Origin of the sequence: Gandjariella thermophila, from assembly GCF_005405885.1 — a bacterium.
In the GTDB taxonomy this organism is placed as follows: Bacteria; Actinomycetota; Actinomycetes; order Mycobacteriales; family Pseudonocardiaceae; genus Gandjariella; species Gandjariella thermophila.
In genome coordinates this window covers 66568-92674 of record NZ_BJFL01000007.1, presented here as the reverse complement: position 1 = coordinate 92674, position 26107 = coordinate 66568, and the positions used below count along the sequence as shown (strand labels likewise).

General features: G+C 73.2%; 23 protein-coding genes and 1 pseudogene. 15 read left to right on the top strand and 9 right to left on the bottom strand.

Annotation, left to right across the window (positions count from 1 at the left end; translation table 11 throughout):
• Positions 1 to 3 precede the first annotated feature (3 nt).
• Positions 4 to 126, top strand: a complete 123-nt coding sequence (locus tag FFT21_RS30275) for a hypothetical protein (protein WP_264081634.1) — start codon at positions 4 to 6, stop codon at positions 124 to 126.
• Between the two features lie 155 nt (positions 127 to 281).
• Here FFT21_RS30275 and FFT21_RS09835 read toward each other — a convergent pair whose 3' ends face one another.
• Positions 282 to 1385 carry a polyprenyl synthetase family protein gene (locus tag FFT21_RS09835; RefSeq protein WP_137813487.1) on the bottom strand — a complete coding sequence of 368 codons (1104 nt, stop codon included), beginning with the start codon at positions 1383 to 1385 and terminating at the stop codon, positions 282 to 284.
• A 249-nt stretch (positions 1386 to 1634) separates the two neighbouring features.
• On the opposite strand from FFT21_RS09835, the gene metF reads away from it, so the two are divergent.
• Entirely contained in the window at positions 1635 to 2537 is a 903-nt protein-coding gene (metF, locus tag FFT21_RS09830) for a methylenetetrahydrofolate reductase [NAD(P)H] (protein WP_137813486.1), read from the top strand.
• A 31-nt stretch (positions 2538 to 2568) separates the two neighbouring features.
• Here the strand turns inward: metF and FFT21_RS09825 are convergent, their stop codons facing one another.
• Entirely contained in the window at positions 2569 to 3249 is a 681-nt protein-coding gene (locus FFT21_RS09825; RefSeq protein WP_192909454.1) for a DUF3153 domain-containing protein, read from the bottom strand.
• Positions 3250 to 3440: 191 nt separating this feature from the next.
• Here FFT21_RS09825 and FFT21_RS09820 point away from each other — a divergent pair, with 191 nt between their 5' ends.
• Entirely contained in the window at positions 3441 to 5132 is a 1692-nt protein-coding gene (locus FFT21_RS09820; RefSeq protein ID WP_137813484.1) for a DUF885 domain-containing protein, read from the top strand.
• Positions 5133 to 5160: 28 nt separating this feature from the next.
• Here FFT21_RS09820 and FFT21_RS09815 read toward each other — a convergent pair whose 3' ends face one another.
• Positions 5161 to 5736 carry a GNAT family N-acetyltransferase gene (locus FFT21_RS09815; protein ID WP_137813483.1) on the bottom strand — a complete coding sequence of 192 codons (576 nt, stop codon included), beginning with the start codon at positions 5734 to 5736 and terminating at the stop codon, positions 5161 to 5163.
• A 73-nt stretch (positions 5737 to 5809) separates the two neighbouring features.
• The gene (locus FFT21_RS09810; RefSeq protein ID WP_137813482.1) at positions 5810 to 6313 is read right to left on the bottom strand and encodes a YbaK/EbsC family protein; all 504 of its coding nucleotides are present in this window, start codon (positions 6311 to 6313) and stop codon (positions 5810 to 5812) included.
• A 315-nt stretch (positions 6314 to 6628) separates the two neighbouring features.
• Here FFT21_RS09810 and FFT21_RS09805 point away from each other — a divergent pair, with 315 nt between their 5' ends.
• The 3 genes and pseudogenes from FFT21_RS09805 to FFT21_RS09795 all read left to right on the top strand — a co-directional run.
• Positions 6629 to 7096, top strand: coding sequence for an SAV_6107 family HEPN domain-containing protein (locus FFT21_RS09805; protein ID WP_192909453.1), 468 nt, complete (start codon positions 6629 to 6631; stop codon positions 7094 to 7096).
• 253 nt (positions 7097 to 7349) lie between these two features.
• A complete protein-coding gene (locus FFT21_RS09800) occupies positions 7350 to 8108 on the top strand; it encodes a maleylpyruvate isomerase family mycothiol-dependent enzyme (RefSeq protein ID WP_137813481.1) in 759 nt (252 codons plus the stop codon).
• A gap of 129 nt (positions 8109 to 8237) precedes the next feature.
• Positions 8238 to 8855, top strand: a pseudogene (locus FFT21_RS09795) (IlvD/Edd family dehydratase); the annotation flags it as partial.
• A gap of 289 nt (positions 8856 to 9144) precedes the next feature.
• On the opposite strand, the gene FFT21_RS09790 reads toward FFT21_RS09795, so the two are convergent.
• On the bottom strand, positions 9145 to 13875 hold the full coding sequence (locus FFT21_RS09790; RefSeq protein WP_137813479.1) for an ATP-dependent helicase: 4731 nt from the start codon (positions 13873 to 13875) through the stop codon (positions 9145 to 9147).
• Between the two features lie 250 nt (positions 13876 to 14125).
• On the opposite strand from FFT21_RS09790, the gene FFT21_RS09785 reads away from it, so the two are divergent.
• The gene (locus FFT21_RS09785; protein WP_225978257.1) at positions 14126 to 15520 is read left to right on the top strand and encodes an MFS transporter; all 1395 of its coding nucleotides are present in this window, start codon (positions 14126 to 14128) and stop codon (positions 15518 to 15520) included.
• A gap of 9 nt (positions 15521 to 15529) precedes the next feature.
• Here FFT21_RS09785 and FFT21_RS30270 read toward each other — a convergent pair whose 3' ends face one another.
• Positions 15530 to 15658 carry a hypothetical protein gene (locus FFT21_RS30270; protein WP_264081633.1) on the bottom strand — a complete coding sequence of 43 codons (129 nt, stop codon included), beginning with the start codon at positions 15656 to 15658 and terminating at the stop codon, positions 15530 to 15532.
• Positions 15659 to 15690: 32 nt separating this feature from the next.
• Here FFT21_RS30270 and FFT21_RS09780 point away from each other — a divergent pair, with 32 nt between their 5' ends.
• Positions 15691 to 15885 (top strand): DUF3046 domain-containing protein, encoded by a 195-nt coding sequence (locus FFT21_RS09780; protein ID WP_137813477.1) that lies wholly within the window; start codon positions 15691 to 15693, stop codon positions 15883 to 15885.
• 11 nt (positions 15886 to 15896) lie between these two features.
• Here FFT21_RS09780 and FFT21_RS09775 read toward each other — a convergent pair whose 3' ends face one another.
• Positions 15897 to 16586: a DUF4383 domain-containing protein gene (locus tag FFT21_RS09775; protein WP_137813476.1), complete on the bottom strand. Its 690-nt coding sequence runs from the start codon at positions 16584 to 16586 to the stop codon at positions 15897 to 15899.
• A gap of 267 nt (positions 16587 to 16853) precedes the next feature.
• Here FFT21_RS09775 and recA point away from each other — a divergent pair, with 267 nt between their 5' ends.
• Genes recA through FFT21_RS09760 form a run of 3 tightly spaced genes read left to right on the top strand, consistent with a single transcriptional unit; the run spans position 16854 to position 19285 of the window.
• On the top strand, positions 16854 to 17897 hold the full coding sequence (gene recA / locus FFT21_RS09770; protein WP_137813475.1) for a recombinase RecA: 1044 nt from the start codon (positions 16854 to 16856) through the stop codon (positions 17895 to 17897).
• Between the two features lie 15 nt (positions 17898 to 17912).
• Positions 17913 to 18548: a recombination regulator RecX gene (gene recX, locus FFT21_RS09765; protein WP_137813474.1), complete on the top strand. Its 636-nt coding sequence runs from the start codon at positions 17913 to 17915 to the stop codon at positions 18546 to 18548.
• A 32-nt stretch (positions 18549 to 18580) separates the two neighbouring features.
• Complete coding sequence (locus FFT21_RS09760; protein WP_225978256.1) at positions 18581 to 19285, top strand: HAD family hydrolase; 705 nt, start codon at positions 18581 to 18583, stop codon at positions 19283 to 19285.
• Positions 19286 to 19459: 174 nt separating this feature from the next.
• Here FFT21_RS09760 and eda read toward each other — a convergent pair whose 3' ends face one another.
• Together eda and edd are read right to left on the bottom strand one after the other, a co-directional pair.
• Positions 19460 to 20095, bottom strand: a complete 636-nt coding sequence (gene eda, locus FFT21_RS09755) for a bifunctional 4-hydroxy-2-oxoglutarate aldolase/2-dehydro-3-deoxy-phosphogluconate aldolase (RefSeq protein ID WP_137813473.1) — start codon at positions 20093 to 20095, stop codon at positions 19460 to 19462.
• Positions 20096 to 20129: 34 nt separating this feature from the next.
• Positions 20130 to 22019 (bottom strand): phosphogluconate dehydratase, encoded by a 1890-nt coding sequence (gene edd, locus FFT21_RS09750; protein ID WP_192909452.1) that lies wholly within the window; start codon positions 22017 to 22019, stop codon positions 20130 to 20132.
• Positions 22020 to 22278: 259 nt separating this feature from the next.
• Between edd and FFT21_RS09745 the strand changes: the two genes are divergently transcribed.
• Genes FFT21_RS09745 through FFT21_RS09730 form a run of 4 tightly spaced genes read left to right on the top strand, consistent with a single transcriptional unit; the run spans position 22279 to position 26095 of the window.
• A complete protein-coding gene (locus tag FFT21_RS09745; RefSeq protein WP_137813472.1) occupies positions 22279 to 22563 on the top strand; it encodes an Rv0250c family protein in 285 nt (94 codons plus the stop codon).
• 50 nt (positions 22564 to 22613) lie between these two features.
• Positions 22614 to 23402: a succinate dehydrogenase subunit SdhC gene (gene sdhC, locus FFT21_RS09740; RefSeq protein ID WP_137813471.1), complete on the top strand. Its 789-nt coding sequence runs from the start codon at positions 22614 to 22616 to the stop codon at positions 23400 to 23402.
• Between the two features lie 24 nt (positions 23403 to 23426).
• Positions 23427 to 25334, top strand: a complete 1908-nt coding sequence (locus FFT21_RS09735) for a fumarate reductase/succinate dehydrogenase flavoprotein subunit (protein ID WP_137813470.1) — start codon at positions 23427 to 23429, stop codon at positions 25332 to 25334.
• Entirely contained in the window at positions 25334 to 26095 is a 762-nt protein-coding gene (locus tag FFT21_RS09730) for a succinate dehydrogenase/fumarate reductase iron-sulfur subunit (RefSeq protein ID WP_137813469.1), read from the top strand. The genes FFT21_RS09735 and FFT21_RS09730 overlap by 1 nt, the downstream gene beginning before the upstream one ends.
• The last annotated feature ends 12 nt before the right edge of the window (positions 26096 to 26107 follow it).

Genomic DNA, 26107 nt, shown 5'->3' with positions numbered 1-26107 from the left:
GTAGTGACGGCCGGCACCGATGCGCGCTCGGTGCTGAAACGCGGAATGGATGGTGTGGCGGGCATTGCGGTGGACATCGTTGCACAACCCCGAACGTCAGGAGCACGCGACAACACCCCGGCGTGACCGGCTCGTAATCCCGCGTAGTTCGGGATTTGCGGGGCCGTCGCCCGCGGGCGTGACGATCATGGTTCGGTCGCGCCGGCGGCCCGGCGCCGGCCTGGTCGATCGCCCTGGTCGCGCGGTGTCTCGGCGGCCGCGTGGGCCGGCCCGCGTGGGGCTCAGGACGTGCGCTCAGTAGCGGTAACGGCCAACTGGGTGAGGGCGGCTACGGCCGTTCGCGTGATAGGCGCGGCCCGAAGGGTCCCGAGCGCGCCCTCGGTCAGCGCGGCGATGCGGTCCTCCACCGCGCGCACCGCGCCGAGGTCGGTGAGCAGCCCCTGCACCGTCCGCACGGTGCCCTCGTCGAGGTCGGGCCGGCCGAGCGCGGACCGCAGCGTCTCCGCGGCGGCGTGCTCGCCCCGCTCCCGCGCCCGCTCCAGCGCCACCGCGACGAGCAGGGTCCGCTTGCCCTCCCTGAGGTCGTCGCCGGCCGGCTTGCCGGTCACCTCCGGGTCGCCGAACACGCCGAGCAGGTCGTCGCGGAGCTGGAAGGCGACACCGATGTCGGCGCCGAAGGAGCGCAACGCCTCGACGGCGGCCGGGTCCGCGCCGGCGATCGCGGCACCGAGGTGCAGCGGCCGCTCCACGGTGTACGCGGCGGTCTTGAGCCGGTCGACGCGCAGCGCCGCATCCGCCGACTCGTTCCCGGTCACCTGGGTGAAGATGTCCAGGTACTGCCCGGCGAGCATCTCGGTGCGCATCCGCTGCCACGGCGCCCGGCAGCGGCGCAGCGGCGCGGCGGGCAGCCCCGAGTCGGCCAGCATGTCGTCGGCCCAGGTCAGCGCGATGTCGCCGAGCAGCACGGCGACACCTAGCCCGAACCGCTCCGGCTGGCCCAGCCAGCCGTGCTGGCGGTGCCTGCCCGCGAACGCCACGTGGATGGTGGGGGCGCCACGCCGTACCGCCGAGGCGTCGATCAGGTCGTCGTGGATCAGCGCGCCCGCCTGCAGCAGTTCCAGCGCGCTGATCGCGCGAAGCACCGCGGGCGCCTCCGCGCCGCCGGGGTCGCCGCCCCCGGCCCGCCAGCCCCACCAGGCGAAGGTCGGCCGGATGCGCTTGCCACCGCCGAGCACGAACCCGCGCAGCGCGTCCACCGCGTCGGCGAAGGCCGGGTCCGCGGCCTGCGCCTCGGCGCGCCTCGTGTCCAGGTAGTCGACCAGTTCCCGCTCCACGCGGGCCGGCAGGTCCGCGTCGACCGGGTGATCCTCGTCGGGTGCCGGCACCGGCCAATCCTGCGCGACCGAACCGGCGGTCGCACCGTTACGGCCGGCCTGCCCGCCGAACGTGCCGGCGCCCGGATGCTCCACGTTGACACCGCCCCACGGCTCGACGTCCTGATCCCTACTACCCGTGACCCTACGGCCCCGCCCCGGCCGCACCACCGGCGGCCGACATGGCACACACGGGCGGAACGGCTCCCACGGTTCGGGAACTCACTCCCAGTTCGAGGACGCTTTCGTAGGCTTGAACCCATGATGTCGGTGGTGGAGCGCATCAGCGGGACCCGCTCGGTGTTCTCCGTGGAGTTCTTCCCGCCCCGGGACGCCGAGGACGAGGTGCGCCTGTGGCGGGCGATCCGTGACCTGGAGCCGCTGGACCCGGCGTTCGTGTCGATCACTTACGGCGCCGGCGGGTCGAGCCGGGACCGCACGATCCGCACCACCGCCCGGGTGGCCCAGGAGACCACCCTGGTGCCGATGGCCCACCTCACCGCGGTCAACCACTCGGTGGCCGAACTGCGGCACGTGATCGGCTGGTATGCGGCGGTCGGGGTGCGCAACATCCTGGCGATCCGCGGCGACCCGCCCGGTGACCCGATGGGGGAGTGGATTCCGCATCCCGACGGCGTCACGTACGCGGCGGAACTGGTCCGGCTGGTGCGGGAACTCGGCGACTTCTGCGTCGGAGTGGCCGCGTTCCCGTACGGGCACCCCCGCTCGGTGGACCTGGACACCGACACCGACCACCTGGTGGGCAAGCTACGGGCGGGCGCGGACTTCGCCGTCGCGCAGCTGTTCTTCGAGGCCGAGGACTTCCTGCGGCTGCGCGACCGGGTGGCTGCCCGGGGTTGCCAGGCGCCGATCCTGCCCGGGGTGATGCCGCTGACCACGGTGCGCACCCTGCGCAAGGCGGTCGAGCTGTCCGGAGCGCCGGCGTCCCCGGCGCTGGCGGCGCGGCTGGAGCCGTTCGCCGACGACCCGGCCGCGTTCCGGGCCGTCGGGATCGACCTGGTCACCGAGCTGTGCCAGCGGCTGCTCGCCGAGGGCGTGCCGGCGCTGCACTTCTACACGCTGAACCGGTCGACCGCGACCAAGGAGGTGGTCGGCCGGCTCGGGCTGGTGCCGGACCGTGCGGGTGAGCTGACCGCGAGCTGACCGGGGCGGGACAGCGGGGCGGGGCCACAGGTCAGCCGACGCCCAGCGCGCGCGCGTTGCGGCGGTGCGCCGCGAGCGCGAGCAGCCCGACCACCACGGCGACCGTCACCGCGAACCCGCCGACCAGCACCATCCAGCCGACCAGCCCCACGGACGGCACACCCGAGTACTCCGCGGTGGCCGACAGCAGGCTGACCTGTCCCGGCCTGGGCTTCCAGGTGATCGTGCCGTTCTCGTTGTGCCCGTCGGTGTTCAGGATCTGGCCGGGAAAGTTGACCTTGATGATCACGTCCGCGTGGCTCGGCTGGATCTCGGTGAGGTCGACCGAACCGGACAGCGCCACCAGCCCGCCGGAGCGGTGGAAGTTGAACTGGAAGCGGTTGTGGTGGCCGTCCGCCTCGGCCAGTTCGCGCAGCTCGTCGAAGGTCAACCCGTCGAAGGACAGCTGCGTGCCGTTGTACCCGTCCGCCTTGTACGGGGCGACGCTGACCCGGTCGGACAGATCCTGCGGCACCGCGATCTGGGTGTTCGGGTCGCCGTCCGGCGCGCCGTACCCGGCGATCACGATGCGCCCGGCGACCCGGTCGTCGGTGGTCAGCCCCAGCCCGGCGTGTACCCGCACGCATCCGGTCAGCGACAGCGCGGTGAGCAGAAGGAACAGCGGTCCCAGCAGCTTCGCCGGCCGCACGGGTCGCCACGGGAGGGCACGCACGCGATCATCCTGCCAGCCGGTTCGGTGGACCGCCCGGGCCGGCACACCCGTTCGGTGGGCGAAGCCGGTCCGGTAGGTGACCGCCCCGGTCGGGTCGACCTCGACCGGCGGGGCGGCCTGGCCGTCCGGTAGGGCCCTGGCACCCGGATTCCCTCGCAAGCCCGTTCGCCGGACCCGGTAGCGTGCCGCTCATGGCATCCACCCGGACGGGCGTACACCAGATCAGTGACCGGTACGTCGCCGAGCACGCCGCACTCAACCCCAACGCGGCCACCTACCTCGGCATCCTGGGCCACGACGAGGAGCTGACCGACTTCTCGCCGGACGGGCACGCCGCACGGGCCGAGCTCGCCGAGCGGGCGCTGCGCGAGGTGGAGGCCGCGGAGCCGGCGGACGACTCCGAGCGCAACGCCAAGGCGGTGTTCCTGGAGCGGATCGGTCTGGAACTGGAGATCCACGAGGCCGGGCTGGACGAGTCCGCGCTGAACGTGATCGCCAGCCCGGTGCAGGACGTGCGCCAGGTCTTCGACCTGATGCCAACCGGCACCGCGGAGGAATGGGCGGTGATCGCCAAGCGGCTGGCCAAGGTGCCCGCCGCGCTGCGCGGGCTGCGGGAATCCCTCGGCTCCGCCGCCGACGCCGGCCGGGTGGCCGCGGTGCGTCAGGTCAACCGGGTGGCCGAGCAGTGCGAGACCTGGGCCGGGCAGCGCGGCGGGCGACCGTTCTTCGCCACGCTGATCGAGGCGGCGGATGGGGTGCACGGCGTGGACCGGGCGCTGCGCGCCGACCTGGAGGCCGCGGCGGAGTCGGCCACCGAGGCGTACGCCGACCTGGCCCGCTACCTGCGCACCGACCTGGCGCCGAGGGCGCCGAAGAAGGACGCCGTCGGCGCGGACGTGTACCGGCTGTGGTCCCGCTACTTCACCGGAGCCCGGCTGGACCTGCCGGAAGCCTACGAGTGGGGCTGGGCGGAGTTCGCCCGGATCGAAGCGGAGATGAAGCAGGTGGCGGGCCGGATCCGGTCCGGAGCCACGCTGGCCGAGGCCGCCGCCGCGTTGGACGCCGACCCGCGCTACCAGGTGCACGGCCAGGATGCCTTCCAGGCGTGGATGCAGCAGCTCTCCGACAAGGCCCTGGTCGACCTGCGCGGCGTGCACTTCGACATCCCGGACCAGCTGATGAAGCTGGAGTGCCGGATCGCCCCGCCCGGCGGCGGGGTGGGCGCCTACTACACCGGGCCGACCGAGGACTTCACCCGGCCCGGCCGGATGTGGTGGTCGGTGCCCGCGGACAAGGAGGAGTTCTCCACCTGGCGCGAGGTGACCACCGTCTACCACGAGGGCGTGCCCGGCCACCACCTGCAGGTGGCCACCGCGGTGTACCAGTCGGCCGAGCTGAACCAGTTCCAGCGGCTGATGTGCTGGGTGTCCGGGCACGGCGAGGGCTGGGCGCTCTACGCGGAGCGGCTGATGCGCGAGCTGGGCTACCTCGACGACGACGGCGACCTGCTCGGCATGCTGGACGCGCACCTCTTCCGGGCCGCGCGGGTGGTGGTGGACATCGGCATGCACCTGGAGCTGCCGATCCCGGCGGGCACCGGGTTCCACGAGGGCGAGCGGTGGACGCCGGAGCTGGGCCTGGAGTTCATGCTCACCCGGACCATCACCGACCCGGCGCACGTGCGCGACGAGATCGACCGCTACCTCGGCTGGCCGGGGCAGGCGCCGTCGTACAAGATCGGCGAGCGGCTGTGGCTGGCCGCCAGGGAGGACGCCGCCCGCCGTGGCGGCGACGCGTTCGACCTGAAGACCTTCCACGGGCAGGCGCTGCGGATGGGCGCGATGGGCCTGGACACGCTGCGGGATCGGCTCGCCGACCTGTGAGCGTCGCTCGGAACCAGCCCGGCAGGACTCAGCGGGGCTCGCCGTCCAGCGGCAGGCTCCGGCCGAGCACGGCGAACGGTCGCGGGTCCCCGGCGAACCGGTAGTTCCGCAGCACGTCCTGGAAACCCACCCTGCGGTAGAGCCGCCATGCCCTGGTCGGGCCCTCCGGTGTGGACAGCAGCACCCGCCGCGCCGGCACACCGGCGAGCAGCCGGCGCAGCAGCGTTTCCCCGATGCCCCGGCCCTGCGCGTCCGGCCGCACGTGCAGCTCGGTGAGCTCGAAGTAGTCCTGCAGCCACCGGTCCGCCACGGCGGCGCCGGCCACCGAGACCAACCCGCGGCGTACCTGCTCGTGCCACCACTGCCCGGGCGCCCCCCGGTAGCCGTAGCCGATGCCGACCAGCGTGTCCTCCGGGTCCAGGGCCGCGACGCAGCGCCAGTCCTCCCGCAGCATGTGCGACAGCCACATCGGCGCCCGCTGCTGCACCGTGGACGCGGGATAGCGCATCGCCATCACGTACAACCGCAGTGCCTCGTTGAGGCGCTGCCGCAGATCGTCCGGCGACAGCTCCACCAACCGCTGGTAGCGCGGTGCGGCGGTCATGTCGCCGCCTCCGCGGGACGGCGCACGCCGGCCGGGCTGACCGCCGCGTCCGCGGGACGGCGCACGCCGGCGGTCATGAGGTCACCTCCGCGGGCTCGCCGCCGCTGAGCTCGACGAGTTCGGCGAACGTGGTCGGGAAGACGGCCTTCGGGTGCCCGGCGGCGGCCCACACCACCGGATGACCGGCCAGGGTGGTGTCCACCAGCGTCCGGATCCTGCTCGGGTGACCCACCGGAGCCACTCCGCCGATCGGCTGTCCGGTATGTACGCGGACGAAATCCGGATCGGCCCGGTCCACCCGTTCCGCGCCAACCAGGGCGGCGAGCACGTGGGTGTCGGCGCGGTGCGCTCCCGAGGCCAGCACCAGCAACGGCCACTCCGCGCCGTCCGCGCTCACCGCGCGGAACACCAAGCTGTTGGCGATCGCGGCCACCTCCACCCCCAGGGCCGTCGCGGCCGCGGCAGCGGTGCGTGCGTCCTCGTCGAGCAGTCGGATGCCGTCCGCGGCCGCGATCGCGCCGGCCTCGATGAGTGCCGAACGGACCTTCTGGACACTCGGGTGATCCAGCGAACCCACGCGAACTCCCCGCTGCGCTCGTCGACGTCGGCGGCGGCGTCCATCGGTCCGGGCGACCTCGGTGCCGCGCGCTCACCACCCATCAGACCACGGCAGCTCGATGTTCGGTGCGCTCACCCCCGATGACGTCTTGAGAGTTGTCGGTGGTGGGCGCTAATCTGGACATGTTCGAACAGGTGTTCGAACACCGGCTGGCCTGTCGGCCGCCGGTACCCAGGCCCGGTGGTGGGGTGGGGGAAGCACCCCACCACCGGGTGCCGCCGGCTTCCCCACGGCGGAGACGTCGACTGCCACGACGCCGTGAGGAGGCTCCCCATGTCCCTTCCCCTCGACTTTTCGGTTCCCGCTCCGCGCCGGCCCGGCCGGCCGGGCCGGCGCCCGCTGATGCTTGCCGCGCCCGCACCGCCGGCCACCGCCGTCTCCCTGCTGCACGACGCCCGTCACGGGCTGGCCCAGGCGGAACGCGAGCCGGACGCCGGTCAGCGGTTCGCCCAGGCGCACCTCGCCGCGCTACGCGGGGCCGCCGCGATCCTCGCGTTGCGCGGCCGGCCACACCGCGGGCGTTCCCGGCCGACCAGCGCGTGGACGCTGCTCGCCACGATGGCGCCCGAACTGCGCGAGTGGGCGGTGTTCTTCGCCTCGGGTTCGGCGACCCGCGCGGCGGTCCAGGCCGGCATCCCGGCTGCGGTGACCACCCGTGCCGCCGACGACCTGGTCCGCCAGACCGGCCAGTTCCTGGATCTCGTCGAGCGGCTGGTTCGTGGCGTGCCAGCGGCCGGCTGACCCGTGGGTGCCGGCGCGGGACGCGGAGCGACGATCTCCGCCCGCGCCGGCCACGAGATCGCGGAGGGCGAGGTGCATCGCTGATGAGTTGGTCGAGGCGCGGTACGCGCAGCGGCGACCCCCGCGCGCCCGGGCCGCGGCTCCCGCGGTCGGGGCGGCAGGGCGGTGGGCTGAAGGCTTCGACGCGAGTGCCCTGGGCGCGCCCCGGCGACCCGGTCGCGGGCGGGGTCGCGGAAGAAAAGGTGGCCCGCGGATGCGCGCGCTGATCGACTACGGCCGGCTGCTCGACGTGCTCGGCGTGCAGGGTGAACTTCTCGCCGACTCGGCCCGCGACGTCCAGCCCGACCTTCCGGTGCCCGGCTGCCCGGGGCTGACCACCGGGGAGACCGTCCGCCACGTGGCCAGCGTGTACCGCATGGTGCTGGGCTGGTTGCGCGACGGGCGCCGGCCACGCCAGTGGCAGCGGGCGCCGAACCGCGACGAGGATCCGGCCGACTTCCTCCGCTCCGGACTCCGGGCGCTGATCGACGAGTTGGCCGCACACGATCCAGGTGAGCCGTGCCCGACGTGGTGGCCGGAGGACACCAGCTACGGGTTCTGGTACCGCCGGATGGCACACGAGACCACGGTGCACCGGGTGGACGTCCAGGCGGCCGCGGGAGAGGGCGCCGTGCATCCCGTTCCCGAGGACGTGGCCGAGGACGGGGTGGACGAGGTGCTGACACTGTGGTTCGGTCACCGGCTCACCGTGCTCGGAGTGTCCGGCAGCCGCCGGGGGCAGGTGGCGGTGCGCACCGGTGACCGCGTCTGGATGACCAGGGTCGGGCCGGTCGGCACCGCGGCGTGGCGGTCGGCGGCCGCGACGTCGGTGGCCGACGCCGAGGTCACCGGCGCTCCCGCGGACGTGTACCTGTGGCTGTGGGGGCGCCGGCCGGTGCACCAGGTGCGCAGCAGCGGAGATCCGGACGCCGTGGCGCAACTGTGGGCGTTGCTCCGGCTGGCCACCCGGTGATCTCGAGCTGGCCACCTGGTGGTCCGGGTCCCGGCCGCGGCGTGGCACCACGATGCGACGCGCGCTGTGGTGGCCGCGGCGGGCGAGGCGTGCCTCGATCAGGCGTCGGCTTGGCGGTGTAATCCTTTTCATCCCGTCTCGGCAGAGGGCGGGATCGCCGTGCTGCGCGGCAACCTCGCCCCGGACGGCGCGGTGATCAAGCACATCGCCGCCGACCCGGCGTTGCTACGCCACACCGGCCCCGCCGTGGTCTTCGACAGCTACCAGGAGATGCGGCGCAGGATCAACGACGAGGCGGTGGACGTCGACGAACGCTCGGTGCTTGTGCTGCGCAACGCGGGGCCGGTGGGCGGGCCCGGCATGCCCGAGTGGGGCATGCTGCCCATCCCCGACCGGTTGCTCCGCCGCGGCGTGCGGGACATGGTGCGCATCTCCGACGCCCGGATGAGCGGCACCAGTTACGGCGCCTGCGTGCTCCACGTCGCCCCGGAGTCGTTCATCGGCGGCCCACTGGCCCTGGTGCGCGACGGCGATCCGATCACTCTCGACGTGGCCGCCCGCCAGCTCGAACTCGGCGTCAGCGACGACGAACTGGCCAAGCGGCGCGCCGGCTGGCAGCCACCGCGGGACCGGTACGGCCTCGGGTACGGCGCGCTGTTCAGCGAGCACGTGCTGCAGGCCGACGAGGGCTGCGACTTCGACTTCCTCGCCGTGCGCGGTGAGGTGCCCGAACCCGAGGCCCAGTAGCCAGGCGGGTCCAGTCCCCGGAGCAGCCTGCCAGGGCGGGGCCCCGCACCCACGGCGCCGTGCGCACCAGGCGGGCCGCGACTGCCGGGGCCGCGTGCAGCCGGACGCGCGCGCAGCCCGTTGCCCGCGGGCAGCCTGTCGCCCCGCGGCCGGTTGCCTGCGCGAGCCCGTTGCCGGGCGCGTGGCTGGTTGCCCGGGCGGGCAGCGCTCGGTCGGGCGGGCGACCACCTGCTCGGGCCGCCAACCGCGTACCCGGGCGCACGACCAGTTCGCTCGGACCCCCGCCCGGTCAGGCGCGCAGCCGCAGGCCCTTGGGTGTGGCCCGGAAGCCGACCTCGCGGAGAATCTGGCCCAGCCCGGACGCCAACGCGCCCTCGCCATCCGCGCGCTCGACCGCGAGTTGGCCCAGCCAGCCGTCCCGTACCGCGCCCGCCAACGCGTCGGCCGCGCTGCGCAGCACGGTCTCGTCCTCGGTGAAGGAGAGCAGCGACCGGCCGCCGCGCTCGACGTACAGCGCCGGTACCCCGTCGACCAGCACTGCGAGCGCGCCCGCCTTGCGGGCCGGCCGGTGCCTGGTACCGCCCACCGGCTCCGGCCAGGGCAACGCCGCGCCGTACGGCTGGGCCGGGTCGGCCGCGGCCAGCACCACCGTGGCCGGGTCCCTGGGCCGGCCGTCCGGGCCGTCCCGGGACAGTGCGCGCAGCCGGTCCACGGCGCCGCGCGCGGCGAACTGCGCCGCGCCCAGGCCCTCGACCACGTAGCCGCGCACCACCTGGCCGGACTCCTCCATGGCGCGCAGCACCCGGTACACAGCACTGAACCCGCCGCTGACCCGCTCGGTGTCCAGCGCGCCCCGGGTGAGCACACCGTGCCGCTCCAGGAACGCCTCGGCGTGCGCGTGCGCCCGCCGCGTCGGATCGGTTTCCCGGGCCGGTGCCAGCGACCACCGCCCGGCCACCGTCGGCGGGCCGGTGCGGCTGGGCATCGTCGGCCGCCCCGGGACCGTTCCCGCGCCGGGTAGCCTGTGCCGGCTGCGCAGCCGGGCGTACCGGCCGCGCGGGGCCGCCCGGCGAGGCTTGTGCGCCGCGCCCCGCCCGGACACCATCGCCCGCAGCGGGGCCAGCGTGTCGTTGGTGACCAGGCCCGACCAGACCAGGTCCCACAGCGCGGCCACCACGGCGGCATCCTCCGGCGCCTGCTCCCCGGCACCGACCAACTCAGCACCCGCCCGGTCGGCGAGTTGGCGGAAGAACAGCGCGCCACCATCCAAAGCGGACAGTACGGCCCGGTGCACCGGCGAGTCCGGCCGCTCCTCCGGCGGATCCGGCTCGGGCAGCAGCAGGTCGGCGATATCGGTGGGGGCGAGCGCGACCCAGCCGTCACCTCCGGCCAGCGCCCCGCAACCCGTCCAGCTCACCTCACCGGTCGCGGTGAGTTCGTCCAGCAGCGCGGGGGAGTAGCCGGGCAGCCGGGCGGGCAGCACCAGTGACTCCAGCGCGCTGGCCGGCAGCGGCGCCCCGGCAAGCTGCTCGACCACCGCCAGCACGTCGTCCACAGTGGACACTCGGGAGAACGATCGCTGGGGTCGGGCCGGAGCCGCGGTGGCCTGTGTGACCCCGTGCCATGCCGGCAGGAACCGGCCCAGCGCGGCCGGCTCTACCGGCTCCACCTCGGCGCGCAGCCGGGCCAGCGAGGCGCGCCGCAGCCGGCGCAGCACCTCGGCGTCGCAGTACTCGGTGCCGGCCCGGTGCTGGTGCCGGGTGCCCGGCGGCGGGTCGGCGGTCGGCCGCAGCTCGCCCCGCACCAGCCGGCCCGAGCCGGCCAGCCGTTCCAGCACGCCGGTCACCACCGCCACGCCGAGCCCGAACCGTTCCGCCGCGTCGGCCGCGGTGAACGGGCCACGGCCGCGGGCGTACCGGGTCAGCAGGTCGGCCAGCGGGTCGGCGACCGGTTCGGTGAACGCCTCGGGCACGCCGACCGGCAGCGCCACGCCCAGCGCGTCCCGCACCCGGCCGGCATCCTCGATCGCGATCCACCGCTCCTCGCCGGCGATACGCACCCGGATCGCCCGACGCGTGGCCTCCAACTCGGTCAGCCACTCCGGCCGCACGCCGCGGTCCGCCGCCTCACCCGTGGTCAGGTCGCCGAGGAAGCGCAGCAGATCGGCGGTGCCCTCCGCGTCCCGCGCCTGCCGCTCCGGGGCCAGCCGCTGCAACTGCGCCTCGACCTCGGCCAGCACGTCGGCATCCAGCAGTTCCCGGATCGCGTCGGCGCCGAGCAGTTCCGCCAGCAGCGCCGAATCCAGGGACAGCGCCGCCGCCCGCCGCTCGGCCAGCGGCGCGTCCGTCTCGTACAGGAACATGCCCACGTAGCCGAACAGCAGGCTGCGGGCGAACGGCGACGCGGACGGCGTCTCCACCTCCACCACCCGCACCCGGCGGGAGCGCACCTCGCTCATTAGCTCGCGCAGGCCGGGCAGGTCGTACACGTCCTGCAGGCACTCCCGCATCGCCTCCAGCACGATCGGGAACTGCTCGTACTGCGCGGCCACCGCGAGCAGTTGCGCGGCGCGCTGCCGCTGCTGCCACAGCGGGGTGCGCCGCCGGGGGTCGCGGCGCGGCAGCAGCAGGGCGCGGGCGGCGCACTCCCGGAACCGGGCCGCGAACAGCGCGGACCCGCCCACCTCGGCGACCACCACCTGCTCGACCTCCTCCGGGTCCAGCAGCACGTCCTCGGCGGAGGGCAGCACATCCGCGCCGGCGGCGTCGACCGCGTCCGGCAGCCGCAGCACGATGCCGTCGTCGGAGTGCGCGGCATGCACGTCCAGATCCCGCCGCTCGCGCAGCCGGGCGACGATGGCCAGCGCCCACGGCGCGTTCACCTGGGCGCCGAACGGCGAGTGCACCACCAGCCGCCAGTCGCCCAACTCGTCGCGGAACCGCTCGATCAGGATGGTGCGGTCACTGGGCACGTGCCGGGTGGCCGCCCTCTGCTCGGCCAGATAGCCGAGCAGGTTGTCGGTGGCCCACTCGTCCATTCCGGCCGCGATCGTCCGTTCCCGCGCGGTCGCCTCGTCCGCGGCGGACAGCTCGCGGAGGAACGCGCCGACCGCGCGGCCCAGCTCCAGCGGCCGGCCCGGCGCGTCGCCCTTCCAGAACGGCAGCCGCGCCGGCTGGCCGGGCGCGGGCACCACGACCACCCGGTCCCGGGTGATGTCCTCCACCCGCCAGGACGACGTGCCGAGCAGAAACACGTCGCCGACCCGGGACTCGTAGACCATCTCCTCGTCCAGCTCGCCCACCCGGGAACCCCGTTTCCCGTCCTCGCCGCCGGGCGTGACCACGGTGAACAACCCGCGGTCCGGGATCGTGCCGCCGGAGGTGACCGCCAGCCGCTGCGCCCCGGGCCGGCCGCGCAGCTCACCGGTCACCCGGTCCCAGGTGATCCGGGCGCGCAGCTCGCCGAACTCCTCGCTGGGATACCGCCCGGCCAGCATGTCCAGCACCGCGTGCAGTGCCGAGTCCGGCAGCCCGGCGAACGGGGCGGCCCGGCGCACCAGCGCCGCCAGGTCAGGCACTGCCCACGGTTCGATCGCCACCATCGCCACCACGTGCTGGGCCAGCACGTCCAGCGGGTTGCGCGGGTAGCGGATCGCCTCGATCGAGCCGGCGGCCATCCGCTCGGACACCACCGCGCAGGACACCAGGTCCCCGCGGAACTTGGGGAACACCACGCCCCGCGACACGGCGCCCACCTGGTGCCCGGCACGGCCCACCCGTTGCAGGCCGGAGGCAACCGTGGGCGGCGCCTCCACCTGCACCACCAGGTCGACCGCGCCCATGTCGATGCCCAGCTCCAGCGAGGAGGTGGCCACCACGCAGGGCAGCACGCCGGCCTTCAGCTCCTCCTCGGCCGCGGTGCGCTGTTCCCGGGACATCGAGCCGTGGTGCGTCTTCGCGATGGTCGGCGCCGCGCCCCTGGCCACCCCGGACTCGCCGATCGCCTCCGCCGGGAACCGCGCCGGCCCGTCCAGGTCCACGAGCAGCGCGTCCTCCTCCGCCGTCGTCTCCGCGTTGAGCTCGTTGAGCCGGGCGGTCAGCCGCTCGGCGAGCCGGCGGGAGTTGGCGAACACGATGGTCGACCGGTGCGCCCGGATCAGGTCGAAGATCCGCCGCTCCACCGCGGGCCAGATGGACGCGCGACGTTGCCCGGGCAGCTCGCCCGCGTCGAACGGGCCGGCGTCACCCTGCGGCGCCTCCGGCTCGTCCACGTTCGCCATGTCCGCGACCGGGACCTCGATGCGCACCTCGACCGTCTTGGCGGCGGCCGGCTGCACGACCCGCACCGGCCGCCCGCCGGCCAGGAAGGTGCTGACCTCGTCCACCGGGCGCACCGTCGCGGACAGCCCGATCCGCTGTGCCGGGCGGTCCAGCAGCGCGTCCAGCCGCTCCAGGGAAAGCGCCAGGTGCGCGCCGCGCTTGGTGCCCGCGACCGCGTGCACCTCGTCCACGATCACCGACTCCACCCCGCGTAGCGACTCCCGCGCGGCCGAGGTGAGCAGCAGGAACAGCGACTCCGGGGTGGTCACCAGCACGTCCGGCGGGGTACGCGCGAACGAGCGGCGCTGCTCGGCGGGCGTGTCCCCGGTGCGCATGCCGACGTCGATCCGCGGCTCGGTCTGGCCCAGGCGGTGCGCGGCCTGCCGGATGCCGGCCAGCGGGGCACGCAGGTTGCGCTCCACGTCCACCGCGAGCGCCTTGAGCGGCGACACGTACAGCACCCGGCAGCGCCGGCGCGGCTCGCTCGGCGGTGGCTCGGTGGCCAGCCGGTCCAGCGCCCAGAGGAACGCGGCGAGCGTCTTGCCGGACCCGGTTGGCGCCACGACCAGCGCATGCTCCCCGGCCGCGGCCGCGCGCCAGGCACCCACCTGCGCATCGGTGGGCGCGGCGAACGCTCCGGCGAACCACCACCTGGTCGCCGGCGAGAACACGCTCAGCACGTCGTCGTCCACGTGCCCCATCCTCGCTCACGCCACCGACAGTCTGTCCGGAAACCGCACGCACCTGCGGTAAAGGGCCGGGCATGCGCCGCGCGGCGTCGGGAACCGGCCGCCGAGCGCGCCCGACGTGTCCCACGGTCAGCCGGTATTCGGGGAGATCCGAACCTGCCATGATCGTTGGGACGCGGCCGGAGGGGTGATGCCTGGTGAGCATTCGGGGGATTGTCAAGGTGCCTGGCGGCGGAGTACGCGGGCGCGGGGCTGGTCGCCGGTGACCGATCCGGCCGCCGCCTCCGTCACCTCCATCGAGCAACACACCGACCGGCTCGCGCCGGACCCGGCCGAACCGCGGGTGACCGACACCGCGCTGCGCGCCGCCACCGGGCTGGCATGCCCGGCACAGCGCCGGGCGCTCGGCGTGCTCACCGCGACCCAGGTGCTGGGCACGGTCGGCGTGGCCACCGGCGCGGCGGTCAGCGCGCTGGTCGCCGCGCAACTCTCCGGCATGGACCTCGCCGGGGGGCTCGCCCAGACCAGCACCGTGCTCGGCGCGGCGCTGCTCGCCGTCCCCACCGCCCGAGTCGCCGCGCGGCGTGGCCGGCGGCCGGCGCTGCTGCTGAGTTACGCGGTGGCCGCCGGCGGGGCGGCGCTCGCCGCGGCGGCCACCGCGTTATCCGCGTGGCCGCTGCTGCTCCTGTCCTTGCTGCCGTTCGGCGGCGGCACCGCGGCCACCTTCGCGGCCCGGTTCGGCGCCGCCGACCTGGCGCGACCGGCCCACCGGGCGCGCGCGGTGTCCACCGTGGTGTGGGCCGCCACGCTCGGCGCGGTCGCCGGCCCCAACCTGGCCGGGCCGGCGGGGAGCGTCGCGGGCGCGTTGGGCATGCCCGCCGCAGCCGGCGCGTACCTGCTCGCCGCCACCGCGTTCGCGCTGGCCGGCGCGGGGGTGCTGGCCGGCCTGCGGCCGGACCCGCTGGTCGTCGCCCGGCGAACTGCACCGGAGGGCCCGGTGGTGCCGATGCCCAGGGCGCAGGGCCACGCCTGCCCGGCCGGCCCGGTGCCGGGGCCGGAGCAGGCGACCGGGCGGATGCGCCTGGCGGTGTGGTGGGTGCTGCCCGCGCCCGCCCGGTTGGCCCTGGTCGGCATGGTGACCAGCCAGACGGCCATGGTCGGCATGATGTCGATGACACCGGTGCACATGAACCACGGCGGAGCCTCGGTCGGCGTGGTCGGCATCGTGATCAGCGTGCACCTCGCCGGGATGTACGCGGCCAGCCCGTTCTTCGGCTGGATGGCGGACCGGTTGGGACGGGTGCCCGTGCTCACCGTGGGCGCCGCCCTGGTCGTCGCCGCCGCGGGTATCGCGGGCATGGCCGCCTCGCACGAGGCCCCGCAACTCGGCGCCGGGCTGACCATTCTCGGCGTGGGCTGGTCGGCATCGCTGGTGTCCGGCTCGGCGCTGCTCAGCGAGTCCGTCCCGCTCCGGGTACGGGCGGCCGCCCAGGGGCTTTCCGACCTGGTCATGAACGTCGGTGGGGCGCTGGGCGCGGTGCTGGCCGGGCTGATCGTGACCGCATGGTCGTACGCGGGGCTCGGCCTGGCCATCGGTTTCGCCGCGCTGCCGCTGCTGGTCGCGTGCATGGCCGCCGCGCTGCGCCCGGCCGGCTGAGCGGCGCCGTCACCGCCTGCGGTTGTGCCAGAACGCGCGGAGCGCCACCACCAGCGCGGCCACCAGCACCGCGGCGATCGCCAGCTGCCCGTACGTGGAGGACAGGCCGGTGGGGTCGCCGTCGAGGAGCAGCCGCACACCGCGAGGGTACCCGCCGTACGCTGGGGCCGATGCGCTTCACGGTGTTCCGCAGGATGATGGCCGAGGAGTTCGGCGAGGTGCGCGCCGAGATGCTGGCCCGTGACCACGTCTTCTCCGCGCTCGGCGGTCGCACCGTGGACCAGGCGCTGGAGGCGGGTATCCCGCCGAAAGAGGTGTGGGCGGCGGTCTGCGACGCCTTCGACGTGCCCCGGGAGCGCCGCTGACCCGCCCCGGATCAGTAGTACGGGTTGTTCGCCGACGGCGGTCCTGACTCGGACTGGAAGTGCTCGTAGGCGTGTCGGCGGGCCTCGGCGGCCCGGCGCGCGGCGTCGGCCCGCACCGCCCGCTCCTGCTCCGGCGTGGCCCGACCCTCCGCGACCGCGAGTTCCGCCCAGACCAGTTCGTCGATCTCGGCGAGCCGGCGCCGCTCGGCCTCCCGCTCGGCGGTGTGGTCGGCGTCGGGCGGTTCGTGGTGCCGGTACCGCACGTAGGGGTTGTCCTCCGGCAGCCCGCCGCTGACCCGGCCGTACAGCCCGACGAACAGCAGCAGCATGCCCGCGATCAGGCTGAACACCACGTTCTGGATGTGGAACGCGAACACGTTCAGCGGAGTGTCCAGCACGGCCAGGTTGACCAGCCCGGACAGCAGGAACAGCGCCCCGGCCGCCGCGTTGGTGGTCGACGAGATCGCACCGCCCAGCACGGACGCGACCACCAGCACCAGCCCGACCAGCACGGACACCGTGGACAGCAGGCCGTTGCTGGACAGGCCCCAGATCACCGTGCCGTGCGTGGTGAAGAACGCCAGCCGGTTGGCGAAGCCGAGTGCGCCGAATGTGGTCAGGCCGGAGCCGAACAGGGCGGCGCCGACCCGGTACACCCTGCTCAGCGGATGGTTCGGGGGTAGATAGGGGTCCATCTTCATGGCGATCCCCCTGGTGTTCCATCGCGCACCGCGTGTCGCCTCAAGTGTCCCTCGCGGTGCCGGCGCTGCCCAGGGCCCACGAGGCAAACCTCGTATTTTCCCGGACCGGCGTGTCATCCCCATGGTCGAACATCTGTTCGGCTACGCTGTTGTCCACAGCGGGGCGGTCCGTCCACAGGTCGCCGCCCGGCGGCCTAACTGTCGGTCCCCGGTCGTAGCGTCGATTCCGACACGCGACATAGGCTGAACCAACTCGAGGTGGGCTCCATGGCACAGGCACCCGACCGGGACAAGGCGCTCGAACTGGCGTTGTCCCAGATCGAGAAGAACTTCGGCAAGGGCTCCGTGATGCGGCTGGGCGAGGAGGGTCGCCCGCCCGTCGAGGTGATCCCCACCGGGTCCATCGCCCTCGACGTCGCCCTGGGCATCGGCGGTCACCCGCGCGGCCGGATCGTGGAGATCTACGGCCCGGAGAGCAGCGGTAAGACCACCGTCGCCCTGCACGCGGTGGCCAACGCGCAGAAGGCCGGCGGGATCGCCGCGTTCATCGACGCTGAGCATGCGCTGGACCCTGAGTACGCCAAGGCGCTCGGGGTGGACACGGACGCGCTGCTCGTCTCCCAGCCGGACACCGGCGAGCAGGCGCTGGAGATCATGGACATGCTGATCCGCTCCGGCGCGCTGGACATCATCGTGGTCGACTCGGTGGCGGCGCTGGTGCCGCGCGCCGAGATCGAGGGCGAGATGGGCGACAGCCACGTCGGCCTGCAGGCCCGGCTGATGAGCCAGGCGCTGCGCAAGATCACCTCGGCGCTGAACAACGCCGGCACCACCGCGATCTTCATCAACCAGTTGCGCGAGAAGGTCGGCGTGTTCTTCGGCTCGCCGGAGACGACCACCGGTGGTAAGGCGCTGAAGTTCTACGCCTCGGTCCGGCTGGACGTGCGCCGCATCGAGACCCTCAAGGAGGGCGCGGACGCGGTCGGCAACCGCACCCGGGTCAAGATCGTCAAGAACAAGGTCGCGCCGCCGTTCAAGCAGGCCGAGTTCGACATCCTCTACGGGCAGGGCATCAGCCGCGAGGGTTCGCTCATCGACATGGGTGTCGAGCAGGGCATCGTGCGCAAGTCCGGCGCCTGGTACACCTACGAGGGCGACCAACTCGGTCAGGGTAAGGAGAACGCCCGCCGGTTCCTGCGGGAGAACCCGGACGTCGCCAACGAGATCGAGAAGCGGATCAAGGAGAAGCTCGGTATCGGGGCGAAGCTGGACGCCGAGGGCGAGAACGCGCCAGCCCCGGTCGACTTCTGACCGCCTGGCTCCGCCGTGGTAGGCCGTCAACCGAGGGGCGGAACGGGTCGCCGCCGGGCTCCCGGGCCCGCAGCCGAGGAGGCCGGGGCCGGCGAGCCCGCCGGTGGGGCAGCGCCGGTTCCGCCGGACGACCCGGTCCAGCGGGCCAAGGAGCTGTGCCTGCGGCTGCTGACCGCGCGTCCGCGGACCCGGGCCGAGCTGCACCAGGCGCTGATGCGGCGCGGCTTCGGCGAGGACGTCGCGGAGCAGGTGCTCGGCCGGCTGGACGACGTCGGCCTGGTGGACGACGCCGCCTTCGCCGAGGTGTGGGTCCGGTCCCGGCACACTCACCAGGGGCTGGGCCGGCGCGCCCTGGTCGCCGAGTTGCGCCGCAAGGGCGTCGCGGAGTCGGTGGCCGCCGAGGCGGCCGCCACCGTGGACGACGAGGCCGAAGAAGACCGGGCGCGGCAACTCGTCCGCAGGCGGCTGCGCACGGTCGGCGGCGCGGATGAGGCCGCCCGCGTTCGCCGGCTCGCCGGGATGCTCGCCCGCAAGGGTTACCCGCCGGGGCTGGCCTTCCGGGTGGTGCGGGACGAACTCCGCCGCGCCGGCGAGGACACCGACCTGCTTGACGATCCGGCGCTGGACGCCGACGACCTCACGCCGGACTGACCGGGAACTCCGTACGGTCCGCGAGCCATGCCGTGACCGGGAGAGAGGACGTGATGCGCACCAACGGCGACGACGTGGTGATGCCTCAGCACATCGTGTGGGACTGGAACGGCACACTCCTGTCCGACAACGATGCGGTGGTGGCCGCGGTGAACCAGGTGTGCGCCTCGTTCGGGCGGGAGGCGGTGACCCTCGACGACTGGCGGGCCGTGTTCACCCGCCCGATCGTCCGCTCCTACGAGCGGTTATTCGGCCGGTCGTTGAGCGAGGACGAGTGGGCCCGGGTGGACTCGCTCTACCACGTGCACTACCGGGAGCGGTTGCCCACCTGCCGGCTCGCCGATGGCGTGCCTGACCTGCTGCACGACTGGCGGAACGGCGGCGGCAGCCAGTCGCTGCTGTCCATGTGGTTCCACGACGAGTTGGTGCCCCTGGTGGGCCGGCTCGGCCTCGCCGAGTTGTTCGCCCGGATCGACGGGTTGCGCGCCGACATCGGCGGCGGCTCCAAGGCCGAACACCTCGCCGAGCATCTCACCGCCCTGCGGCTGGACCCGGCGGACGTGGTGCTGATCGGCGACGTGGCGGACGACGCGCATGCCGCGGAGCACGTGGGCGCCCGCTGCGTACTGGTCAGCAGCGGCATGGGCACCCGTGAGGCGCTGGTCGCCACCGGTGCCCCGGTGGCGACCTCCATCCCGGACGCGCTCGACCTCATAGTGCGCGACCGCGTGGCCTGAGCGCCGGCGCCCGCCGGGTGGACGGCGGTGCCCCGGAGCGGATCGGCGAGCCGGCCGTCCGGCCCGCTCCGGTGGCGGCTGAACCGGCGCGGCCAGGCCACGACCAGCCCGCGGAACGTACTCAGGCTGGCCCCGTGGGACGTAGTCACGCCGGGGCCCGGCCGTGGAACCCGCTCAGCCTGCGGCCTGCCGGAGCCCGGCGGCCTTCGCGGCGAGCGCCCCGATCCGGGCGAAGTCGCCGGCGGCCAGCGCCTCCTTCGGCGTCAGCCAGGTGCCGCCGACACAGCCCACGTTGGGCAGCGCGAGGTACTCGGGGGCGTTGCCCGGGGTGACGCCCCCGGTGGGGCAGAACCGCAGCCCGGGCAGCGGGCCGCCCATCGCGCGCAGGTAGGCCACCCCGCCACTGGCCTCGGCCGGGAAGAACTTCAGCGCGGACAGGCCCCGCTCGGCCGCCCGCAGCGCCTCGGAGACGGTGCTCACCCCGGGCAGGAACGGCAGCCCCGTCTCCGCCACCGCGTCCAGCAGCCGATCGGTGCACCCCGGCGTGACCAGGAACGCGGCCCCCGCCTTGGTGGCCTGCTCCGCCTGCTCGGGCGTGGTGACCGTGCCCGCGCCGACGACGATGTCCGGCACCTCCGCCGCCACCCGCTCGATCGCCGCCAGCGCGGCTGGCGTGCGCAACGTCAGCTCGATCACCCGGAGGCCGCCGCGCAGCAGTGCCCGCGCCAGCGGCACCGCCTGCTCCGCCTCGTCGAGCACCACCACCGGCAGCACCGGGGACAGTGCGAGCAGGTCCGCACCGGTCGTCATCGCCCTACCTCCAGCCTTTCCTGCCGCAAGCCGGTCACGCCCAGCTCCCCACCGGCTCGCCGACGTGGTCCAGACCCAGCCTGCCGAACACGCTCGCCCCCTCCTCGGCCGGCCCCACCGCGGCACGCAGCGCGGCGAACAGTTCACGGCCGGTGCCGGCCCACTCGGCCGCGCTCGGCGGACCGTCGACGGTTTCCCGGGCGGCCAGCTCCGCGTCCGGAACGAGCACCTCGAGACTGCCCCGTTCGGCGTCCAACCGGATCAGGTCGCCGTCCTGCACCCTGGCCAGCGGACCACCCGCGGCCGCCTCCGGGGACACGTGGATGGCCGCCGGAACCTTGCCCGACGCGCCGGACATCCGCCCGTCGGTGACCAGCGCCACCCGGTGGCCGCGGTCCATCAGCACCCCGAGCGCCGGGGTGAGCCCGTGCAGCTCCGGCATACCGTTCGCCCTCGGCCCCTGGTTGCGGAGCACCACGACCACGTCGGAGTCCAGCTCGCCGGCGCGGAACGCGGCGGTGAAGTCCTCCTGCCGGGTGAACACCCGGGCCGGCGCGAGCACCGACCGGTGCTCCGGAGCCACCGCGGACACCTTGATCACCGCCCGGCCCAGGTTGCCGCGCACCACACGCAGCCCGCCGTCCGGGGCGAACGGGTCGGCCACGCCGCGCAGCACGTCGGTGTCCAGTGAGTGGCGCGGCCCGTCCCGCCACACCAGCCGGCCCTCGTCGAGTACCGGCTCGCGGCGGTAGCGGTCCAGGCCCGGTCCGGCGACCGTGTGCACGTCCGGGTGCAGCAGCCCGGCGTCGAGCAGCTCGCCGACCAGGAACTGCACCCCGCCGGCGGCGTGGAAGTGGTTGATGTCCGCGCCGCCGTTCGGGTAGATCCGGGACAGCAGCGGCACCACCGCCGAGAGGTCGTCGAAGTCGTCCCAGGTGAGCCGGATGCCGGCGGCGGAGGCCACGGCGACCAGGTGCATGGTGTGGTTGGTCGATCCGCCGGTGGCCAGCAGCGCGACCACCCCGTTGACGATCGCCCGCTCGTCCACCACGTGGGCGATTGAGGTGCCCTCGGCGGCCAGCGCGACCACCCGGCGGCCGGCCTCCTCGGTCAGCGCGCGGCGCAGCGGGGTGCCCGGCGGCACGAAACTGGCCCCGGGCAGGTGCAGGCCCATCACCTCGACCACGAGCTGGTTGGAGTTGGCCGTGCCGTAGAAGGTGCAGGTGCCGGGGGAGTGGTAGGACGCGGCCTCCGCGTCCAGCAGCTCCTCCCGGCTGGCCCGGCCCTCGGCGAACAGCTGCCGCACCCGGGACTTCTCCCGGTTGGGTAGGCCGGAGGGCATCGGTCCGGCGGGCACCAGGATGGCTGGCAGATGGCCGAAGGACAGCGCGCCGACCAGCAGCCCGGGCACGATCTTGTCGCACACGCCGAGCAGCAGCGCGCCGTCGAACATCTGGTGGGACAGCGCGATCCCGGTGGCCATCGCGATCACCTCCCGGCTGAACAGGGACAGCTCCATCCCCGGGCGGCCCTGGGTGATTCCGTCGCACATGGCCGGCACGCCGCCGGCGAACTGGGCCACCCCGCCGGCTTCGCGCACCGCGTCCCTGATCCATTCCGGGTACTCGTGCAGCGGTTGGTGGGCGGACAACAGGTCGTTGTAGGCGGACACGATGGCGATGCCCGGCTTGCTCAGTCCACGGACGGCCGTGCGGTCCGGCCCGGCGCACGCCGCGAACCCGTGCGCCAGGTTGCTGCACGGCAGGCCGGCCCGTACCGGTCCCTCGGAGCGGGCCCCGGCGACCCGGTCCAGGTAGGTGGACCGGGTGCGCGCGCTGCGGGCGACGATCCGCTCGGTCACCTCCGCCACCACGGGGTGCAGATCGGGCCGGGCGGTTCCGGATGTGCTCGCTGGTGCGTTCATGTGCCTGCCTCCCGCTCGGATCACTGGCCTACGGCCCCGGCGGACGACGGCACTGGCGTTCCGCGTGACGCCCCACACACTAAGCGACCACCCGACCGGGATCAAAACCGATACAGATAGTGGTATCGAACACATTCTGGCGATCATTGGTGCCGGCGTGTGCGACTTGTCACAAGAGCGGCGGAGGAGCAGAGTCACCCCCGCGGGATCGGCGGCGACGGGGCTGCCGAGGCGGTGCCGAGGCACGGAGGTGCATGGCATGTCGACGAGCGAGATCGCGGGGCTGCATCAGGCGATCGGCGAGCTCCGCCGCTGTGTGGGCGAACTGCGTACGCGTTACGGTAACGTCACCGCGATCCAGCGGTTGGCGAACGATGTCGAGCGGCTCGGTATCGACGCCTCCGAGTTGCCCGACGGAACGTCGCCACCGGCGCCTCGCGGACCGATAAACGAGCACGACGTCGTCGTGGTTCCCGACACTCCGTACGACCCCGAACTGTGGCGCGGTGCCGACGACGAGGGAATCGGCGGCCAGCGGCCCTAGCCGCCGCCCGATTCGGGGTTGGGACAGGTCCGAGTACACCCGAGGAGACCATGACCGCAGGAATCAGCGCACCCGGTCGGCCGAGCATTCGCGCCCGTACCCTGCGCACCGACCGGTGGTGGTTGGCGCCGGCGGTGACGGCGGCTTCGCTGTTCGCATTCGTCGTCTACGCCACCATCAGGGCGTTCTGGAATGGCGCCTACTACGCGCCACCCTACATTTCGCCCTTCTATTCGCCGTGCATCGCGACGAACTGCGTGCCCGGTTCGGAGACAATCTACATCTTCGGCGACTGGTGGAAGCTGTCCCCGGCGCTGATCATCCTGATTTTCCCGCTCGGCTTCCGGTTGACCTGCTACTACTACCGGAAGGCGTACTACCGGTCGTTCTGGGCGTCCCCGCCGGCCTGCGCGGTCAGCGAGCCGCATCGCAGCTACACCGGCGAGCGGCGGTTCCCGCTGATCCTGCAGAACATCCACCGGTACTTCTTCTACTTCGGCCTCATCTTCAACGTGATCCTCACGTACGACGCGGTGATCGCCTTCCGGGACGCCGACGGCGACTGGGGCCACGCCGGGCTGGGCACGCTGGTGCTGCTGGTGAACGCGGCGCTGCTGTGGCTGTACTCGCTGTCCTGCCACTCCTGCCGGCACATCGTCGGCGGCCGGCTGAACCACTTCTCCCGGCACCCGGTGCGCTATCGCATGTGGACATTCGTGTCCCGGCTGAACGCCCGGCACATGTTGTACGCGTGGCTGTCGCTGTTCTGGGTGGCGTTCGCCGACCTGTACGTCGCGATGGTCGCCAGCGGCACCATCAGCGATCTCCGATTCTTCTGACGAGTACGACGACGAGGGAAGCTCATGACCGAGTTCGAACGGCACGCCTACGACGTTGTCGTGATCGGGGCTGGGGGAGCCGGCCTGCGCGCGGCGATCGAGGCGCGCCAGCGCGGCCTGCGCACCGCGGTGGTGTGCAAGTCGCTGTTCGGCAAGGCGCACACGGTCATGGCCGAAGGCGGAATCGCCGCCGCCATGGGCAATGTCAACGCGCGCGACAACTGGCAGGTCCACTTCCGGGACACCATGCGCGGGGGGAAGTTCCTCAACCACTGGCGGATGGCGGAACTGCACGCCAAGGAGGCGCCGGAGCGGGTCTGGGAACTGGAGACCTACGGCGCCCTGTTCGACCGCACCCCGGACGGCAAGATCAGCCAGCGAAACTTCGGCGGGCACGAGTACCCCAGGCTCGCGCACGTCGGCGACCGCACCGGGCTGGAACTGATCCGCACGCTGCAGCAGAAGATCGTGTCGCTGCAGCAGGAGGACTTCAAGGAGACCGGCGACTACGAGGCCAACCTCAAGGTGTTCGCCGAGTTCACCGTCACCGACCTGCTGAAGTCTGATGGTCGGATCGCCGGGGCGTTCGGCTACTGGCGGGAGTCCGGCCGGTTCGTGGTGTTCGAGGCGCCGGCCGTGGTGCTGGCCACCGGCGGCATCGGCAAGTCCTTCAAGGTGACCTCGAACTCCTGGGAGTACACCGGGGACGGGCACGCGCTCGCGCTGCGGGCCGGCGCCTCGCTGATCAACATGGAGTTCGTGCAGTTCCACCCGACCGGCATGGTGTGGCCGCCCAGCGTGAAGGGCATCCTGGTCACCGAGTCGGTGCGCGGCGACGGCGGGGTGCTGCGCAACTCCGAGGGCCGGCGGTTCATGTTCGACTACATCCCCGAGGTGTTCAAGGACAAGTACGCCGACAACGAGGCCGAGGCCGACCGCTGGTACACCGACCCGGACAACAACCGCCGGCCGCCCGAACTGCTGCCCCGGGACGAGGTGGCCCGGGCGATCAACGCCGAAGTCAAGGCCGGCCGCGGCTCCCCGCACGGCGGGGTGTTCCTGGACGTGTCCAGCCGGCTGTCCGCGGAGGAGATCAAGCGGCGGCTGCCGTCGATGTACCACCAGTTCAAGGAACTGGCCGATGTGGACATCACCGCCGAGCCGATGGAGGTCGGCCCCACCTGCCACTACGTGATGGGCGGTGTGGAGGTCGACCCGGACTCCGCACAGTCCAGGGTGCCCGGGCTGTTCGCCGCCGGCGAGGTGGCCGGCGGCATGCACGGGTCCAACCGGCTGGGCGGCAACTCGCTGTCCGACCTGCTGGTGTTCGGCCGCCGCGCCGGCCTCGGCGCGGCCGACTACGTGGCGGCCCTGGGCAGCCGGCCCAGCCTGTCCGAAGAGGACGTCCAAGCGGCGGCGCGGCTCGCCGTGCTCCCGTTCGAGGGCGGTGACGGCGAGACCCAGGAGAACCCGTACGCCCTGCACGGTGAGCTGCAGCAGGTGATGAACGACCTGGTCGGCATCATCCGCAAGGGCGAGGAGATGAAACTGGCGCTGACCAAGCTGGACGAGCTCAAGCGCCGCGCCAAGAACGTGGTGGTCGAGGGACACCGCCAGTACAACCCCGGCTGGCACCTCGCCCTTGACCTGCGCAACATGCTGCTGGTCAGCGAATGCGTGGCCAAGGCGGCGTTGCAGCGCACGGAGAGCCGTGGCGGGCACACCCGCGACGACTACCCGCAGATGGAGGCGGACTGGCGGCGCAAGCTGCTGCCCTGCACGGTCGAGGATGACGGGATCACCGTGACCGAGCAGCCCCAGCCGGCCATGCGCGGCGACCTGCTCGACCTGTTCGAGTACGACGAGCTGCAGAAGTACTTCACGCCAGAGGAACTGGAAAGCCACCGAGCCAGGCTCGGGAAGGAGAGCTGATGGGGTACCAGGCGCACCTCCGCGTGTGGCGGGGCGACGCCGAGGGCGGTGAGCTGCGGGACTTCACCGTGGAGGCGAACGAGGGCGAGGTCGTCCTCGACATCATCCACCGGTTGCAGGCCACCCAGTGCTCCGACCTTGCCGTGCGGTGGAACTGCAAGGCCGGCAAGTGCGGCTCGTGCTCGGCGGAGATCAACGGCCGGCCCCGGCTGATGTGCATGACCCGGATGTCCATCTTCGAACCGGACGAGGTCATCACGGTCACCCCGATCCGGACCTTCCCGGTGATCAAGGATCTGGTGACCGACGTGAGCTACAACTACCAGAAGGCTCGCGAGGTCCCGTCGTTCAGCCCGCCGAAGGACCTCCAGCCCGGCGAGTACCGGATGCAGCAGCAGGACGTGAACCGGTCGCAGGAGTTCCGCAAGTGCATCGAGTGCTTCCTGTGCCAGAACGTCTGCCACGTCATCCGTGACCACGAGGACAACAAGGCCAACTTCGCCGGCCCCCGGTTCCTCATGCGCATCGCCGAACTGGAGATGCACCCGCTGGACAGCCTGGAGGAGAACACCGGCGCGGACCGCACCGCCGTCGCGCAGTCCGACCACGGCCTGGGCTTCTGCAACATCACCAAGTGCTGCACCGAGGTCTGCCCGGAGAACATCAAGATCACCGACAACGCGCTGATCCCGATGAAGGAACGCGTCGTCGACCGTAAGTACGACCCGATCCTCCGGCTTCTCCCCTGGCGCAAGCGCTGACCGCCGCCCCGC

Coding starts and splice junctions, on each gene's coding strand:
- metF (WP_137813486.1), top strand. CDS start 1,635: ATGATGTCGGTGGTGGAGCGCATCAGCGGGACCCGCTCGGTGTTCTCC.
- FFT21_RS09820 (WP_137813484.1), top strand. CDS start 3,441: ATGGCATCCACCCGGACGGGCGTACACCAGATCAGTGACCGGTACGTC.
- FFT21_RS09815 (WP_137813483.1), bottom strand. CDS start 5,736: ATGACCGCCGCACCGCGCTACCAGCGGTTGGTGGAGCTGTCGCCGGAC.
- FFT21_RS09805 (WP_192909453.1), top strand. CDS start 6,629: ATGTCCCTTCCCCTCGACTTTTCGGTTCCCGCTCCGCGCCGGCCCGGC.
- FFT21_RS09800 (WP_137813481.1), top strand. CDS start 7,350: ATGCGCGCGCTGATCGACTACGGCCGGCTGCTCGACGTGCTCGGCGTG.
- FFT21_RS09790 (WP_137813479.1), bottom strand. CDS start 13,875: ATGGGGCACGTGGACGACGACGTGCTGAGCGTGTTCTCGCCGGCGACC.
- FFT21_RS09780 (WP_137813477.1), top strand. CDS start 15,691: ATGCGCTTCACGGTGTTCCGCAGGATGATGGCCGAGGAGTTCGGCGAG.
- FFT21_RS09775 (WP_137813476.1), bottom strand. CDS start 16,586: ATGAAGATGGACCCCTATCTACCCCCGAACCATCCGCTGAGCAGGGTG.
- recA (WP_137813475.1), top strand. CDS start 16,854: ATGGCACAGGCACCCGACCGGGACAAGGCGCTCGAACTGGCGTTGTCC.
- eda (WP_137813473.1), bottom strand. CDS start 20,095: ATGACGACCGGTGCGGACCTGCTCGCACTGTCCCCGGTGCTGCCGGTG.
- edd (WP_192909452.1), bottom strand. CDS start 22,019: ATGAACGCACCAGCGAGCACATCCGGAACCGCCCGGCCCGATCTGCAC.
- FFT21_RS09745 (WP_137813472.1), top strand. CDS start 22,279: ATGTCGACGAGCGAGATCGCGGGGCTGCATCAGGCGATCGGCGAGCTC.
- sdhC (WP_137813471.1), top strand. CDS start 22,614: ATGACCGCAGGAATCAGCGCACCCGGTCGGCCGAGCATTCGCGCCCGT.
- FFT21_RS09735 (WP_137813470.1), top strand. CDS start 23,427: ATGACCGAGTTCGAACGGCACGCCTACGACGTTGTCGTGATCGGGGCT.
- FFT21_RS09730 (WP_137813469.1), top strand. CDS start 25,334: ATGGGGTACCAGGCGCACCTCCGCGTGTGGCGGGGCGACGCCGAGGGC.